16 protein-coding genes are annotated in these 16462 nt (G+C 67.7%); all 16 read right to left on the bottom strand.

The genetic code is table 11. The features are described 5' to 3' along the window. Positions 1-52: 52 nt before the first annotated feature. Positions 53-2113, bottom strand: coding sequence for a flagellar biosynthesis protein FlhA (gene flhA / locus AC13GA_RS18995; RefSeq protein ID WP_211195219.1), 2061 nt, complete (start codon positions 2111-2113; stop codon positions 53-55). Positions 2114-2157: 44 nt separating this feature from the next. After that, the gene (flhB, locus tag AC13GA_RS18990; RefSeq protein ID WP_136639685.1) at positions 2158-3288 is read right to left on the bottom strand and encodes a flagellar biosynthesis protein FlhB; all 1131 of its coding nucleotides are present in this window, start codon (positions 3286-3288) and stop codon (positions 2158-2160) included. A 144-nt stretch (positions 3289-3432) separates the two neighbouring features. Beyond that, positions 3433-5568, bottom strand: coding sequence for a putative bifunctional diguanylate cyclase/phosphodiesterase (locus tag AC13GA_RS18985; protein ID WP_482998759.1), 2136 nt, complete (start codon positions 5566-5568; stop codon positions 3433-3435). Between the two features lie 164 nt (positions 5569-5732). Continuing rightward, positions 5733-6524, bottom strand: a complete 792-nt coding sequence (gene fliR, locus AC13GA_RS18980) for a flagellar biosynthetic protein FliR (RefSeq protein WP_046982596.1) — start codon at positions 6522-6524, stop codon at positions 5733-5735. Between the two features lie 13 nt (positions 6525-6537). After that, positions 6538-6807: a flagellar biosynthetic protein FliQ gene (locus AC13GA_RS18975; RefSeq protein ID WP_005413254.1), complete on the bottom strand. Its 270-nt coding sequence runs from the start codon at positions 6805-6807 to the stop codon at positions 6538-6540. Between the two features lie 76 nt (positions 6808-6883). After that, positions 6884-7663 carry a flagellar type III secretion system pore protein FliP gene (gene fliP / locus AC13GA_RS18970; protein WP_134958130.1) on the bottom strand — a complete coding sequence of 260 codons (780 nt, stop codon included), beginning with the start codon at positions 7661-7663 and terminating at the stop codon, positions 6884-6886. A 1-nt stretch (position 7664) separates the two neighbouring features. Further along, positions 7665-8084: a flagellar biosynthetic protein FliO gene (gene fliO / locus AC13GA_RS18965; RefSeq protein WP_008266130.1), complete on the bottom strand. Its 420-nt coding sequence runs from the start codon at positions 8082-8084 to the stop codon at positions 7665-7667. Then, the gene (gene fliN / locus AC13GA_RS18960; protein ID WP_005409543.1) at positions 8081-8416 is read right to left on the bottom strand and encodes a flagellar motor switch protein FliN; all 336 of its coding nucleotides are present in this window, start codon (positions 8414-8416) and stop codon (positions 8081-8083) included. The genes fliO and fliN overlap by 4 nt, the downstream gene beginning before the upstream one ends. Next, positions 8413-9417: a flagellar motor switch protein FliM gene (gene fliM, locus AC13GA_RS18955; RefSeq protein WP_046982598.1), complete on the bottom strand. Its 1005-nt coding sequence runs from the start codon at positions 9415-9417 to the stop codon at positions 8413-8415. Before fliM ends, fliN begins: the two co-directional genes overlap by 4 nt. A 10-nt stretch (positions 9418-9427) precedes the next feature. Beyond that, positions 9428-9943, bottom strand: a complete 516-nt coding sequence (locus AC13GA_RS18950; RefSeq protein WP_253079554.1) for a flagellar basal body-associated FliL family protein — start codon at positions 9941-9943, stop codon at positions 9428-9430. 221 nt (positions 9944-10164) lie between these two features. Continuing rightward, positions 10165-11328, bottom strand: a complete 1164-nt coding sequence (locus AC13GA_RS18945) for a flagellar hook-length control protein FliK (protein WP_482998758.1) — start codon at positions 11326-11328, stop codon at positions 10165-10167. After that, positions 11328-11795, bottom strand: coding sequence for a flagellar export protein FliJ (gene fliJ, locus AC13GA_RS18940; RefSeq protein ID WP_046988603.1), 468 nt, complete (start codon positions 11793-11795; stop codon positions 11328-11330). The genes AC13GA_RS18945 and fliJ overlap by 1 nt, the downstream gene beginning before the upstream one ends. Before the next feature lie 3 nt (positions 11796-11798). Next, entirely contained in the window at positions 11799-13184 is a 1386-nt protein-coding gene (locus AC13GA_RS18935) for a FliI/YscN family ATPase (RefSeq protein WP_046988604.1), read from the bottom strand. After that, positions 13181-13822 (bottom strand): FliH/SctL family protein, encoded by a 642-nt coding sequence (locus tag AC13GA_RS18930; protein WP_046988605.1) that lies wholly within the window; start codon positions 13820-13822, stop codon positions 13181-13183. Before AC13GA_RS18930 ends, AC13GA_RS18935 begins: the two co-directional genes overlap by 4 nt. Then, on the bottom strand, positions 13819-14805 hold the full coding sequence (fliG, locus tag AC13GA_RS18925; protein WP_024958226.1) for a flagellar motor switch protein FliG: 987 nt from the start codon (positions 14803-14805) through the stop codon (positions 13819-13821). The genes AC13GA_RS18930 and fliG overlap by 4 nt, the downstream gene beginning before the upstream one ends. Before the next feature lie 7 nt (positions 14806-14812). Then, positions 14813-16456: a flagellar basal-body MS-ring/collar protein FliF gene (gene fliF, locus AC13GA_RS18920; protein WP_046988606.1), complete on the bottom strand. Its 1644-nt coding sequence runs from the start codon at positions 16454-16456 to the stop codon at positions 14813-14815. Between the last annotated feature and the right edge of the window lie 6 nt (positions 16457-16462).

Genomic DNA, 16462 nt, shown 5'->3' with positions numbered 1-16462 from the left:
GTTGCGTTGGTTCGAAAGTGGTGTCTGTTTTCTGGCGCATCGGAGGGCGGCGTCAGCTGATCGTTCCGACCAGCTTCAGGCGCTTGTCCTCCGGCACCTCGCTGTAGGCCAGGACCGACAGCGACGGAACGCTGTGGCGGACCAGGCGGGCCAGCGCGGCGCGCACCGGGCCGGGTACCAGCACGACCGCGGGCTCGTTGCGGGCTTCCTGCTTGCTGACACATTCGGCCAGGCTCTGGTGCAGTCGCTCAGCGAGTCCGGGTTCCAGCGCGGCGCCGTTGCCCTGCGTGGACTCCTGCAAGACACGTTCCAATTGTGGGTTGAGCGTGAACACCGGCAGCTCGGCCGACATTCCGGCGATCTCCTGCACGATGAAGCGGCCCAGTGCGGTGCGCACGGCGGCAGTCAGCACGGCCGGGTCCTGGCTGCTGGGCGCGTGTTCGACCAGCGCTTCGGCGATCTTGCGCAGCTGGCGGATCGGAATGCGCTCGACCAGCAGGTTCTGCAGCACCCGTACCACCGCCGACAGCGGCAGTGCCTTCGGCGTCAGATCTTCGACGAGCTTGGGCGCACTCTTGGCCAGGTTGGCCAGCAGGTGCTGCACTTCTTCGTGGCCGAGCAGTTCCGGCGCGTGTTCGCGGATCAGGTGCGAGAGGTGGGTAGCGACCACGGTGGCCGGATCGACCACGGTGTAGCCGAGCGTCTCGGCCTGGGCGCGCTGGTGCGGCTGGATCCAGGTCGCGTCCAGGCCGAAGGCGGGGTCCTTGCCGGCGATACCTTCCAGCGCACCGAGCGCGCTGCCCGGGTCCAGTGCCAGCTCGCGGTCCGGATGGATCTCGGCGGTGGCCACCGGCACGCCGTGCACCAGCACGCGGTAGCCATTGGCCGGCAGTTCCAGGTTGTCGCGGATGTGCACCGACGGAATCAGGAAGCCGACATCCTGGGTCAGCTTGCGGCGCACGCCCTTGATCCGCGCCATCAGTTCGCCGCCCTGGTTGCTGTCCACCAGCGGGATCAGGCGGTAGCCGACCTCCAGGCCCAGCGGATCGACCGGGCGCAGCTCGTCCCAGCTCAGTTCGGCGGTGGGCGCGGGTGCGGCCGGACGGCCCAGCGCAGTGAGTGCGGCGGCGTCACTGTTGCCGGCGGAGGCATCGGCAGCCGGCAGCTTGCTCTTGCGGTACAGCTTCCATGCGATGAAACCCAGGATCGCGGCCAGCGTCAGGAAAGCGACGTTGGGCATGCCCGGCACCAGGCCGACCACACCGAGGATGCCGGCGGTGATCGCAAGCGCGCGGTACTGGCCGAACACCTGGCCGCTCATCGCCTGGGCCATGTCCTGCGAGCGCGAAGCACGGGTGACCAGCATCGCCACCGCACTGGAGACCAGCAGGGCCGGCAGCTGCGCCACCAGGCCGTCGCCGATTGACAGCAGGGTATAGGTGGCAGCGGCATCGCCGAAAGGCATGCCATGCTGCAGCACGCCCACGGCCAGGCCGCCCAGCATGTTGATGAACAGGATCAGGATGCCGGCGATGGCATCACCACGGATGAACTTGCTGGCACCGTCCATCGCACCGTAGAAGTCGGCTTCCTCGCGCACTTCCTCGCGGCGCAGTTTGGCTTCTTCACGCGTCAGCAAACCGGCGTTGAGGTCGGCGTCGATCGCCATCTGCTTGCCGGGCATGGCGTCGAGGATGAAGCGCGCGGTAACTTCCGAGACGCGGCCGGCACCCTTGGTGATGACCACGAAGTTGATGATGGTCAGGATCGCGAACACCACGATGCCGACTGCGTAGTTGCCACCGATCACGAACTCGCCGAAGGCGGCAATGACCTTGCCGGCCGCGTCGTGGCCGTTCTGGCCGTTGAGCAGGATCACGCGGGTGGAGGCCACGTTCAGGGCCAGCCGCAGCATGGTGGTGACCAGCAGCACGATCGGGAAGATGGTGAAGTCCAGCGGGCGCTTCACATAGACCACCGCCAGCAGCACCATCAGCGAGATGGCGATGTTGAAGGTGAACAGCGCATCGAGCACCGGTGCGGCCAGCGGCACCACGACCATGGCCAGCAGTGCCAGCACGATCAGTGGCGCGCCAAGGCCCTGGCGGATCATCTCCAGGGCGCGGCGGGTGTTGAAGCCGGGGGAGGGCTGGGCGCTCACGGGCGGCCTCCCTTGCCGAATTCATCCACCTGGATGTGCGGGCTGTCCGGCATCGGGCCAGTGCGCCAGGCGCGCAGCTGGTAGACGTAGGACAGGACCTGGGCCACGGCCGAATACAGTCTCACGGGGATTTCCTTTCCGAGTTGGCCTTCCCGATACAAGGCGCGTGCCAAAGGCGGCGCCGAGACGATGGCGACCTTGTTGCCATCGGCCACTTCACGGATGCGCAGGGCGGTCTCGTCGACGCCCAGGGCGACCACTTTGGGGGCGTTCATGGCGCCGCCCTCGTACTTCAGGGCCACCGCATAGTGGGTGGGGTTGACCACCACCACGTCAGCAGTGGGGACCGCCTCCATCATCCGGCGGTTGGCCATCTGCTGCTGCAGCTGGCGGATGCGGCCCTTCACCTCCGGGCTGCCCTCGCTTTCCTTCATTTCGCGGCGCAGCTCTTCGCGGGTCATCTTCAACTTGCGCATCCAGTTCCAGCGCTGGTACGGGGCGTCGATGGCCGCCAGCACCAGCATGGCGCCGGCGGTAGCCAGCAGCAGGCGCAGGGTGAAGCCGAGGCCGTCGGTGATGGCGGTCTCCAGTGGGTGGTGGATCAGACCGCGCAGGGTGTCGAAGCCGGTCCATACCACCAGCCCAGCGGCGACCCCGACAAAAGCCACGCGCAACAGCGACTTGGTGAACTCGGCGATGGCCTCCGGGCCGTACAGGCGCTTGAGCCCGCTCATCGGGTTCATGCGGTTGATGTCCGGCAGCATCGCCTTCTGCGACCAGCGCAGGCCACCCATCACCAGTGGCGCGACGAAGCTGGCCAGCAGGCAGACCAGCACCAGCGGCGCGATCACCAGCATGAACTGCAGCAGCAGGTCGCCGAAGTGGCCGAACAGTTCCTTCGGGTTCTGCCGCAGGCTCTGTTCGGGGCTGAGCGCATGCTTCATCCAGGCGCTGGCGCCACGGCCGATCGAGCCGCTCATCGCCATCACCGCCAGTACGCCGGCGCCGAACACGGCGGCGGTGCCGAGTTCGCGCGAGCGCGGCAGGTTACCCTGTTCACGGGCATCGCGCAGGCGTTTTTCGGTGGGTTGTTCGGTCTTTTCGCCGGCGGATTCGTCTTCGGACATCACGGGCACTGCGGCAGGAGATGCCGGGGTGCGTGCAAGAACCATGCCGTGACGGGTTCATGCGCCAACCAAGGTTGGCACCTACCAGAGCAGGCACCGGCAGCGCCGGGTCATGCCCGGGGGGGGAGCCGGGCGCGGGCTCGGCTACAGGGGCGCGTTGCCGCTGGGCGGCGGGCTCTGTGCCAGTTCCACACGAGGCCGGGGCAGGTCGTGCAGTTGCATGAAGCGGGCGGCATCGACCGGGCGACCGAGCAGGTAGCCCTGCAGGTAATCGCAGCCCAGCCGTTCCAGGTAGGCGCGCTGGGCGGCGGTTTCCACGCCTTCGGCCACGATGTCCATGTCCAGCGCATGGCCCAGCGCCACGATCGCCGAGACGATCACCACATCCTCGGCGCTGTGCTCCAGATCGCGCACGAAGGCGTGGTCGATCTTGATCTCGGTGGCTGGCAGCCGCTTCAGGTACAGCAGGCTGGAATAGCCGGTGCCGAAGTCATCGATGGAGATGCCCACGCCCAGTGCCGACAGCGCCTGCAGCAGGCGCAGGCTGGTATCGGTATCGCGCATCACGGTGCTCTCGGTGATCTCCAGCACCAGGTAGCGTGGGGTGATGCTGTAGCGCTCAAGGACGTCGCGCACGTCATGCAGCAGGTGCGGTGAGCTGAACTGCACCGGCGACAGGTTCACCGACATCGACCAGCCTTCATGGCCGGCGTCGTGCCAGCGGCGCAACTGCTGGCAGGCCTGGTCCAGCGCCCAGCGGCCGATTTCATTGATCGCGCCGCTGCGCTCGGCCAGGCGGATGAACCGATCCGGCGGGATCAGGCCATGTTCCGAGTGCCGCCAACGGATCAGTGCCTCGGCGCCGGCCACTTTCTGTGTGGCCACGCGGATCTTGGGTTGGTAATTGAGGAACAGCTGTTCGCTGCCGATTGCCCGGCGCAGGTCGGCAAGCAATCTGAACTGTTGCTCGGCGCTGTCGTTCATCCAGTCGGCGAACAGCACGAAGGCGTTGCGCCCCGATTCCTTGGCCTGGTACATCGCGGCATCGGCGAAGGCCATCAGTTGCCGCTCGCTGGCGGCGTGGTCCGGGCAGATCGCCACGCCGATGCTGGCGGTCACCTGCAGTTCGTTGTCCGGCAGCAGGGGCCCGCTGCCGACCGCCTGCAGGATGCGCCGGGCCAGGGTCGGAAGATCCTCGTCGTGCTCGATGCGCACCACCAATACGAACTCGTCGCCGCCCAGACGGGCCAGCATGTCGTTGGGCCGAAGCAGTTGGCGCGTGCGTTCGGCCACCGCCACCAGCAGTGCATCACCGGCCTGGTGGCCATAGGCATCGTTGACCTGCTTGAAGCCATCCAGGTCCATGAACATCACAGCGAAACGGCTGCCGCCCTGTTCGGCCTCGGCCAGTGCCTGGACGATGCGACGCTGCAGCAGCAGGCGGTTGGGCAGGCGGGTGAGTGGGTCGTGCAGTGCGGCCTGGGTCAGTTCCTGCTGCGCGTCGGTCAGCGAGGTGCTCAACAGGGAATTGCGCAGGCGCAGCAGCTGCGCCTCCACCCGCTGGTCCAGCCAGGACACCACCAGCACCACGGCCAGGATCGCCACGGTGAGCATCACCACCAGCATCGCCAGCCATTCGCTCTGTAGTCCATCGCCGACGGCTGCGCCGCAGATGCTGCCTTCCGGAAAGCGTGCGGCGGCCATGCCGGTGTAGTGCATGCCGACGATGGCCAGCCCGAGCAGGCCCGCCGCTGCCAGCCGGTCGCCGACACGGGTGCGCTGCGCACGCAGGCGGAACGCCACATACAGGGCCGTCCACGAAGCAGCGACTGCCACCATCAGCGAAAACAGCAGCCAGCGCGGGTCGTAGTCGATGCCCGGCTGCATGCGCATTGCGGCCATGCCAACGTAATGCATGCCGGCGATACCGGTGCCCATCAGCAGGGCGCCACCGGCCAGCCGCGGGTGCGGCAGCGTGCGCAACGAGACCAGCCACAGCGCGAACACCGACGAAGCGATGGCCAGTGCAAGGGAAAGCAGGGTGATCGGCAGGTCGTAGCCGAGCGGAATGGGCAGGTCGAAGGCAAGCATGCCGATGAAGTGCATCGACCAGATACCCAGGCCCATGGCGAAGCCGCCACCGATGCGCCACCACCAGGCCGCGCCCTTGCCGGGTGCGGTAACCGTGCGCCCGGCCATCGCCAGCGCGGTGTATGAGGCCATCACGGCGACCAGCAGCGAGATCACTACCAGCCACGGGTTGTACGTGCCTACCAGCATTCGTCAGTCTCCCGGACCTGCCTGTCGACGGAAACTACGGTGGGGCATGCATGAGGCCGGCCGACGCAGGGCGCCGGCCACGTGCGGCATCCCCCCGGTTGCCGCGCATTCACTCTAACGCGCAGACCCGGGGGAAGGGCAAGCAGTAAAACGTGATGATCGGGTCAGTGTGTGACCGCGTCCGCAGCCTGGAAGGCGGCGTCGAACAGGCGCTGTACCGGCGGGCCCATCTCGCCTGCCAGCAGGGCCAGCAGGAACAGGCCCAGCAGCAGTGAGACCGGCAGGCCGAGCTGGATCGGGTTCAGCGCCGGCGCGGCGCGCGCCAGCACGCCGAACGCCAGGTTCACCGCCAGCATTGCCACGGTCAGCGGGATCGCCAAAGTCAGCGCACCGCGCAGCACGGTCAGCAGGAAGGTCGGCGCGATGCTGAAGAAGGCATGCGGATCGGGCAGTGGCGCACCGATCGGCAGTGCCCGGTAGCTGTCCACCACCAGCGAGATCAGCGCCAGATGGCCATTGGCGGTGAAGAACAGCAGGCCGAACAGCAGATAGAACCACTGCCCGATCACGCCTGAGGTGCCGCCACGCAGCGGATCACTCATCTGTGCGAAGGCCAGGCCGGTGCCCTGGGCAATCAGTTCGCCGGCCATCGCGCCGGCCTCGAACACCAGCCGCAGCAGGAAGCCGATGGATACGCCGATGGCCAGCTCGCGGGCGATGGTCAGTACCGTGGCGGCATCGAAACCGGTCCAGTCCGGTACCGGCGGCAGCAACGGTGCCAATGCGATGGCCAGGGTGCCGGCCAGCACCACGCGCACCCGGGCCGGGACGGCGCGGGTGCCGACCATCGGCATGGCCATGGCGACCGCGCCGATGCGCAGCATGGTCCACAGCACGGTGCCGATCATGCCGAAGGCGTTCAGCCCATCGGCGGCCATCTGGGTGGCGGCGTCCATCGAAGCGCGTGTCCTAGCCGATCAGGTGCGGGATGCGCTGGAACAGCAGCGTGGTGAATTCGACCAGGTGGCCGATCAGCAGGCTGCCCAGTGCGAACAGCACTGCGGTCAGCGCGGCTGCCTTGGCGACGAAGGCGATGGTCGGTTCGTTGAGCTGGGTCGCAGCCTGCACCACGCCCACCACCACGCCCACCACCAGCACGGTGAGCAGCAGCGGGCCGGCCACCCACAACACGGTGATCAGGCCGCCACGCAGTTCGGTCAAGGCAAGTTCGGGAGACATCGTATTTCCATCGGTAGCGCCGGGCCATGCCCGGCAACGCTTATGTAGAGTCGAGCCATGCTCGACTGCATCCCGGTCAGGCCGGATTGAAGCTCGCCGCCAGCGTACCCACGGTCAGCACCCAGCCATCCACCAGCACGAACAACAGGATCTTGAACGGTGCCGACACCAGCATCGGCGACAGCATCATCATGCCCATCGACATCAGCACGCTGGCCACGACCAGATCGATGATCACGAACGGGATGAAGATCAGGAAGCCGATCTCGAAGGCGGTCTTCAGTTCACTGGTAACGAACGATGCGACCAGCACCGGGAACGGGATCGCATCGGGGCTGGCGTAGGTGCCATGCCCGGCGATGCCGGCGAAGGTCATCAGGTCGGTCTCGCGGATCTGCGCCAGCATGAAGGCGCGCAGCGGCGAGGTGGTCAGCGTCCAGGCGGTCTGGAAGTCGATCTCGCCATTGAGGTAGGGCGCCATGCCGGTGCTCCAGGCCTTGTCCCAGGTTGGCAGCATGATCATCGCGGTGAGGAACAGGGCCAGGCCCAGCAGCACCTGGTTGGACGGCGTCTGTCCGGTGCCCAGTGCCTGGCGCAGCAGGCCCAGCACGATGATGATGCGGGTGAACGAGGTCAGTACCAGCAGCATCGACGGGATCAGGGTGATCGCGGTCATCAGCAGCAGGGTCTGCAGCGGCAGGCTGACCGGTGCACCGCCGATCTTGCCGACGTTGATGTCGGGCAGCGGGGTGGTCGGCGCGCCAGGTGCGGCGAACGCCAGCGCCGGCAACAGGCACAGGGCGAGCAACAGCAGCCACGGCATCAGGGTGGCAAGACGGGTACGGGTGACACGCATGTCAGGGATCCTTGCGCAGCCGCTGCTGCAGCAGCTGGGCGAAATTCGGCAGGTTCTTGAAGTCCGGCACGCGCACCGGTGCCGGCGGTGGCAGCGGTTCGGGCAGGGTGTGCAGGGTGTTGATGCCGCCGGCGGTAACGCCCAGCAGCAGCTGCTGGCCATTGACCTCCACCACCACCACGCGCTCCTTGGCGCCGACACTGAGGCTGGCCACCAGCTTCATGCCTTCGGCCGGGCGGAAGCCGCTGCCGGGCAGGCGCTTGAGCAGCCAGCCCAGGCCGATGACCAGGGCCAGTACCGCCAGCAGCGCCAGCACCGCACCGAACAGGCTCGGTGCGGCGGCCGCGTGCTGGCCGACCTGCGGGCCGATCGGTGCGGCGGTCTTGCCGACCGCCAACAGGGTGGAGGCCAGCAGGCTCAACGCAGTCTCCGGATCCGCTCGCTCGGGCTGACCACGTCGGTCAGGCGCACGCCGAAGCGGTCGTTGATCACCACCACCTCGCCGTGGGCGATCAGGGTGCCGTTGACGAACACGTCCAGTGACTCGCCGGCGCCGCGTTCAAGTTCCACCACCGAGCCTTGGTTGAGCTGCAGCAGATTGCGGATCGGCAGGCGGGCACGACCGACTTCCAGCGACAGGGTCACCGGCACGTCGAGGATCACGTCCAGGTTCAGGTCCGGACCGTTCGCTTCATCGGCCTGCAGGCTGCTGAACTGGGCCGGGGTCGGTTCGAGGGCGTCGATATCGTTCATTGCGGGTCTTCCTGGATGACGGGTACGCGCGGACGGGTGCCGGGCGGATGGGTAGCGGTGATCTTCACGGCGTTCATGCCGTTGGCGACGCCGAACTCGCCGGTGAACACGGGGATGTTCTCCACGCACAACGGCACCTGCGGGCTCAGCTCGATCGGCAGGATGTCGCCGACCTTCAGGCGGGTCAGGTCGCGCAGGGTCATGCGCTTGCTGGCCAGTACGCTGGACAGGGTCACCTCGGCGATGTTGAGCTGCTCGCGCAGGGTCTGGCCCCAGCTCTCGTCGCGGTCGTTGCGGTCACTCTGGATGCCGGCGTCGAGCAGCTCGCGGATCGGCTCCAGCATCGAATACGGCAGGGTCACGTGGATGTCGCCGCCACCGCCGTCGAGCTCGACATGCAGGCGGCACACCACCACGTACTCTCGCGGCGTCACGATGTTGGCGAAGTGCGGGTTGATCTCCGAGTTGATGTATTCGAACTCGACATCCATCACCGGTGCCCAGGCCTCGCGCAGGTCGGCGAAGGTCTGCTTCAGCAGCAGGTGGATCACCCGCATTTCGGTGGCGGTGAACTCGCGGCCTTCGATACGGGTCGGGTAGCGCCCGTCGCCGCCGAAGAAGTTGTCGACGATGGCGAACACCAGGGTCGGCTCGAACACGATCAGGCCGGTGCCACGCAGCGGCTTGAAGCGGATCAGGTTCAGGTTGGTCGGCACATACAGCGAGTGCATGTAGTCGTTGAACTTGATCAGTTCGATGCCGCGCACCGACAGTTCGGCCGAACGACGGATCAGGTTGAACAGGCCGATCCGCCACAGGCGCGCGAAGCGCTCGTGGACCATTTCCAGGGTCGGCATGCGACCGCGGATGATCCGGTCCTGGCTTGCGAAGTCGTAGGAACGTGCTTCGCCCGAAGGCGGTTCCGCATCGGTCTCGACCGCGCCACTGTCCACGCCGTGGAGCAGGGCATCGATCTCGTCCTGGGACAGCAGATCATTCATCGGGGGGCCCTTACTGGGTCACGAAGCTGGTGAACAGCAGATCGTCGGCACCGTTGCTGCCGGTCTCGGCCTTGAGCACTTTCTGCACTTCGGCCAGCGAGGCGGCCTGCAGCTTCTGCTTGCCGGCGATATCAGCGATCTGGTCCGGGCTGACCTGCGAGAACAGCATCAGCAGGCGCGCGCGGATGGCAGGGGCGTGGGTCTTGATCGCTTCCAGCGCGGCCGGGTCGCGGGTCATCAGCTGCACTTCCAGCTGCAGGTAGCGCGGGCCGTCGACCGGGCCGTTGAGATTGACCACGAAGGCCGGATCCAATGCGAAGTACTGCGCCGGTGCCGGAGCAGCGGCCTTCTTCGGCGCCGGTGCGGCCTTGTCTTCGTGCTTGGACTGGGTGAAGAACCACACGCCGCCACCGGCGGCAGCGGCGGCCAGTACGGCCACCAGTGCGGTGATCAGGATCGGACTACGCGGCTTGGCGGCCTTGTCCTTCTCGGCGGTCTTCTTGGTTTTGTCAGCGGCTGCGGCCACGGGGTGAAGCTCCTGAGGGTTGCTTCACCGGGATATGCAAGGGGCGTGCCGTAGCTGGGGCAGAGGGGGCGACGGAATTCCGTCGGGGTGCCGGTGGGGCCGTGCGGAGCAAGCTCCGCACCCACCAACGCGATACTGGCAGGTGCGGCTCTATTGCCTCGGTGTTCTGGTGGGTGCTGACCGGCCCGCTCTGGTGGGGCAAACCTTGGTTGGCACGCCTGTCAGGCGTACGCGTCCAGCAGCCCGCGCTGGCGGATCAACTGGGCGGACGACACGCTGGCGTCGCCCGGCGACGGTTCTCCGTCACCCGCCATGCCACCGCTTCCGGCCTGGCCCGACGCATTGCCGTCACCGCCGGGGGCCTGATGACCAACATCGGCGTGGGCCAGCTGGAAACCCTGCTCGCCCAGCAGTTCACGCAGGCGCGGCAGGCTGCTTTCCAGCGCCTGGCGCACATCCACGTGCGGGCTGCTGAAGCTGGCGTGCACCTTGTCGCCGTTCAACTGCAGACGCACGTCGACCGGGCCCATGTCATCCGGGCTCAGGCGGATGTGGGCGTGGCCGATCTTCTGGTCGGCCAACCAGCCCAGGCGGGCGCCGATGGCCTGGTCGAAGCCATCGTCACCGAGCACCGGCTTCGGCGTCGGTTCGCCGTTGAAGATGGCGTTGCCGGTGGCCAGCGCGGCCTTCAGATCCTGCACGGCTGCAGTTGCCGGTGCATGCAGCAGGGGGGCAGGGGTACGGTCACCGATGGCGGCCACGTCGCTGCCTTCGCCTCGGTCGCCGCGCTTGCCCGCCGGCAGGATCATCTCCGGCAACGGCAGAGTGGTGGCGTCGTCGGCGCTGGCCGCCAGAGGCTTGCCGTCGGGCGATCCAGTGGCGATGGCCGTGGGTGCCGTCGCCGCAGCCGCCGGCAACGCTGCGCCGGCAGCGGCGGGCAGGGCACCAGCATCGTCGGCGAGCACAGGCGTGGCCGTTGTTGGCAGCACTCCAGCCGGATCGGCCAGCGTCGGCACCGCCAGCACCAGCCCGGCCAGGCCAAGGGGTGGCCACGGCGCATCCTCGGTCGCGGCTGCTTTGCCCTTTTCGGCGCCTGCAGCGGTTGTCCCTGCGGGTGCCGATGCCGTGGCGTCTTCGGTTGCAGCGTCGCTGCCCGGCTTGTGTTCAGCGGGTGTCCGCCCGTTGCCATCAGAGGTCGCAGACGGCATGGGCGTGGTCGACGATGGCGATGAGGTACGGGCGGCCGTGGACGTGTCCGGGCCCGACGTCCCATCCTGCAACAGCTGGCCGAAGCCCTTGCCGCTGTCATTGCGCGGCGCGCGCGTGCTGCCATTGCCGGTGTTCTGTGCCTGCGCGTTGGCGCTGCTGGCGAGCGGTGCGGGCATCACGTGCGACCTCCCTGCTCACCGTCTTCCTGGTCCTCGGCCTGCACCAGGCGTGCACGGCGTGCGCCGATGTCGTCCATCTCGCGCTGGTCGCGGCGGTCGGTCACGACCTTCTCCTGCGCGCGGTAGCTGGCCGCCAGCTGTTCCAGCACGGCCTTGTCCCGGCTGGCCAGGATCAACCGGGCGCGCTCGGCTTCCACCTTCTCGCGGTTGCCATTGACCGTTGCCTGCTGCTGTTCGACCGCGCTGTCCAGGCGATCGAGGAAGGCGCGACGGTTCAGCAGCTGTGCCGGGCTGGTCGCCGCCATCTGCGCGTTCGCATACTCTTCGGCATAGCGGCGCAGTTCATCCAGTCGCGACAGATGCGTGTCGAGCACGGTCTGGCGTTCGGCCAGGTCGCGAGCGACGGCATCCTCGTGTTCCTGTGCCCGCTTGAGCAGGGGGTCGATGCGCTTGGACTGGTTCATGGCTTAACTCTCTTGTTCCACCAGGCGCTGCAGCGCCGCCTGGCTGTGCGGGAGATCTGCGGCCTTGGCAACGTCCTGGCCGAGGAATTCCATGATTTCCGGCCAGCGTTCCAGGGCTTCGTCGGTGGCCGCGTCGTTGCCGCGCTGGTAGGCACCGATGGCGATCAGGTCACGATTGGCCGAATAGGCCGAGACCAGTCGCTTCAACTTCCGGATGCGCAGGCGCCACGGCTCGTCGGCGATTTCCGTGACCACGCGGCTGACCGACGATTCGACGTCAATGGCCGGGTACAGGCCACTGTCTGCCACGCGACGGGACAGCAGGATGTGGCCGTCAAGAATGGCGCGCGCCGCATCGGCGATTGGATCCTGCGGATCATCGCCTTCGGTCAGCACGGTGTAGAACGCGGTGATCGAGCCACGGCCCTTGGCACCGTTGCCGGCGCGCTCGACCAGCGCCGGCAGCTTGGCGAACACCGACGGCGGATAGCCGCGGGTGGTCGGCGGTTCACCGACCGACAGGCCGATCTCGCGCTGCGCCTGCGCGAAGCGGGTCAGCGAATCCATCAGCAGCAGTACATTCAGGCCCTGGTCGCGGAACCACTCGGCGATGGCGGTGGCGCGGTAGGCACCATGCAGGCGCGCCAACGGCGGCCGGTCAGCCGGGCTGGCGACCACCACGGCGCGGCGCAGGCCTTCTTCGCCCAGGGTGGTTTCGACGAAATCGCGTACTTCGCGGCCACGTTCACCGATCAGGCCGACCACGATCACGTCGGCGGCGGTGTATCGGGTCATCATGCCCAGCAGGGTCGACTTGCCGACGCCGGAGCCGGCGAACAGGCCGACACGCTGGCCTCGGCCGATTGGCAACAGCGCGTTGATCGCGCGCACGCCCACGTCCAGCGGTTGGGTGATCGGTTCGCGCGCCAGCGGATTGATCGACACGCCGGCCATGCCGACATGGCCTTCGGCGCGGATCGGGCCCTTGCCGTCCAGCGGCACGCCATCGCTGTCGATGACGCGGCCGAGCAGGCCTTCGCCCACTTCCACGCCGCCACGCCGAGCCGACGGCACCACCCGTGCGTTGGGCAGCAGGCCATGCAGTTCGGCGCTGGGCATCAGGTAGGTGCGCTCGCCGGCGAAGCCGACCACTTCGGCATCGACCCAGCCACCGTCGACCACTTCCACCTTGCAGCTGGCGCCGAGCGGGGCCTCGCAGCCGACCGCTTCCAGGGTCAGGCCGACTGCGCGGCGCAGCACGCCCTCGCGGATCAGGCCACGCCCGTGCCCGGTGTCCACGCGCAGGCCGTCCAGGCGACGGGCCAGGCGCAGGTTGCGGGCCACGGCCCAATCGGCCGGCGGCGGGTTCGGTTGCGCTTCGGGCGTCATGCACCTGCTCCGGTCTGGCGGATCACAGCGTCCAGCGCACCGCGCAGGCGGGCTTCGAGGGTGCCGTCGATGCGCACCGCTTCGGCATGCACGCGCAGGTCGCCACGGCTGAGGCTGGTATCGGGTACCAGGCGCTGCTGCGACGACAGGTTCAGGAGGGGAGCGAGCGCGGTGATGTCGTCCGGGTGCAGGCGCACTTCCACTTCGCGGGTGCTGCCACCGACCGCGTCGATGGCCTCACCAACGAGTTGCGCCAACAGTGCCGGATCGGTCTCGTAGGCACGGCCGACCAGCGCGCCGGCGATGCGTACCGCCAGCTCGCCCAGCGCACCGACCACTTCGTTTTCCAGTCGCACCAACGGGCGGCTGAAGTTGTCGAGGATGCCCTCGATCTGCGCGGCGAGGCGACGCACCTCGGCTTGGCCCTGGCCGTAGCCATCGGCATGGCCGTGCTGGAAGCCTTCCTTCTCGGCACTGTCCTGGATCGCCTGGATTTCTTCCAGGGTGGGCAGGTGCAGCGGCGGTTCCGGCTCGTGCTCCGGATCCGGCTCGGTGAGTTCGAACGCGTCCTCCTGGTCCAGCGCCGGTTCGGGCGGGGCCAGCAGGTCCGGGGCAAGCCAGCGCACGACGTTGCTCACAGCATGGCCTCCGCACTGCCGCCGATGGTGACCGTGCCTTCATCGGCCATGCGCTTGACGATGGCCAGGATCTCGCGCTGCGCGCCTTCCACGTCGGACAGGCGCACCGGACCGCGTGCTTCCATGTCTTCCAGCAGGATCTCGGCCGCACGCTGCGACATGTTGCGGGTGATCTTGTCGCGCACCTTGATATCGGCGCCACGCAGGGCCAGGCCCAGGCGCTCGCCGCTCACTTCGCGCAGCACCAGCTGCATTTCGCGGTCGTCCAGGTCGACCAGGTCGTCGAACACGAACATCAGGTCCTGGATGCGGTTGCTCAGCGGCGCGTCGATGCGGGCGATCTCGCCCAGGATGGCCTGGTCCTGGCCGCTGTCCATGAAGTTGAGGATGTTGGCCGCGCACTGCACGCCGCCGATGTTGGACGACTTCAGGTTCTGGTTGCCGGCGAACTGGCGCTCCATGATCTCGTTGAGCTCATTGAGTGCGTTCGGCGGGATGCCGTCGAGGGTGGCGATGCGCAGCAGCACGTCCACGCGGGTGCGGTCGGGCAGCAGCTTCAGCGCGTCAGCAGCCTGGTCGGTTTCCAGATGGGCCATGACGATGGCGATGATCTGCGGGTGCTCGTTGCGCACCAGATCGGCCACCGCGCGCGGGTCCATCCACTTCAGCGCGTCCAGGCCGGTGGTGTTGCGGCCGAGCAGGATGCGATCGATCAGGTTGCCGGCCTTTTCGCTGCCCAGCGCCTGCACCAGCATGTTGCGGATGTAGTCGTCCGAGCCCACGCCCAGCGAGGTCTTCGAGCCCAGCTCCTGGCCGAACTGGTCCATCACCCGTTCCACCTGCTCGCGGGTGATGTCGGTCATGGTGGCCATGGCGATGCCGATCTTCTGCACTTCCTTGGGTTCCATGTGGCGCAGCACTTCGGCTGCATCCAGCTCACCCAGGGACAGCAGCAGCACGGCCGCGCGCTGTACGCCGGTCAATTGTGCCTCAGTCATTGGCCACCCAGCCCTTGACCACCTGGGCCACGCGCTTGGAGTCGGTCTTCACGGCTTCACGCGCCATCCGCAGTCGTTCCTCATATGAATCCACCGGCAGGGCCAGCGCATCCGGCCCGCCCAGGCTCGCGCGGTCGGCGCCCAACGCCGGCAGCGGCATGCCATCGTCATCCACCAGCTGCACGTCCGCGGTATGCGGCTCCAGTGCCTGCTCGTCGTTCTTCTTTTGGCCGGTGATCGCGCGCAACGCCGGGCGCAGCACGCCGAACAGCAGCGCCAGCACCACGACGGCACCCAGCAGCATGCGGCCGGCATCGTGCACCCACGGCAGCTCCCACCAGGCGGGACCTTCCACCGGCGTGGTATCCCGCACGAACGGGGCGTTCATCACCGACACGGTGTCGCCGCGCTCGGCATTGAAGCCGACCGCCTGCTTGACCAGGGCTTCGACGCGGGTCAGCTCGGCCGCCGACAGCGGCTGCGGTGCGACCTTGCCGTTGGCACCGGCGCGCGGCACGTTGTCCACCAGCACCGCCACCGACACGCGCTTGATGCGGCCGGCCGGCTGGCGGGTGTGCTGCAGGGTGCGGTCCAGCTCGTAGTTGCGGGTCGCGTTCTTGCTGCTTTCGGTCGGGGTCTGTGCGGTTGCCGGCGCAGCGGCCTGGCCCGGGGGGCTGTTGCTGGTGGCGCCCGGCACGCCCTGCGGACCCGGCGTGGTGGTGCTGTTCTCGCTCATCTGCTCGCTGCGCAGCTTCTGCGGCTCGCCGTTGTACAGTTCGCGCGCCTCCTCGGTCACCGAGAAGTCCATGTCCACGCTGACTTCCGGGTTGACACGGCCAGGGCCGGTCATCGGCTCCAGCAGTTCGCGGATGCGCTGGTTGAACGAGGTTTCCTGGCGGCGCACCTGCTCGAACTGGGCGGCGTTGACTGCGGCCTCGCTGTTCGGGTCGCTGACGCTGAGCATGCGGCCGCTCTGGTCGACCACGGTCACGCGTTCCGGTGCCAGGTCCGGGATGCTGGCTGCGACCATGTGCACGATGGCGTCGACCTGGCTGCGTTCCAGCTGCTGGCCACCGCGCAGTTCCAGCGTCACCGAGGCGCTGGCGACGTCGCGCTGGCGGGTGAAGGCGCTGGGCTTGGGAATGGCCAGGTGCACGCGCGAATCGCGCACCGGGCGCAGCGTGTTGATGGTGCGCGACAGCTCGGTCTCCAGCGCATGCTGGTAGCGCGCGCTTTCCACGAACTGGCTGACGCCGAAGCCCGGGTCGCGTTCCATCAGCTCGAAGCCGAGTTTGCCGCTGTCGGTCAGGCCGGAGCCGGCCAGTTTCAGACGGGCGTCGTGCAGGTTCTTTTCCGGCACGGTGATGCCACCGGTGGCCGGGTCCAGCTGGAACGGAATCTGGGCGGCACGCAGCAGGTCGGTCGCTTCAGCGGTGGCCTTCTGGTCCAGGCCGGTATACAGCGGGACCATGCCGGGCTTCTGCGACCAGAAGAACACGAACAGCCCGGCGGCTACGGCCACGGCGATCATCGCCATCAGTCCGAGCCGACGGGTGATCTGCAGGCTTTGCAGCCGATCGAACCACTGGCCCGCCTTTTCGGCGTTCAGGGATTCCTTGGAGAGCGACAGGGCCATGCGGTT

Source organism: Stenotrophomonas sp. 22DLJC03 (assembly GCF_056861405.1).
Note: the sequence above shows the minus strand (reverse complement) of the source record. Positions and strands in the feature narration are given on the sequence as shown.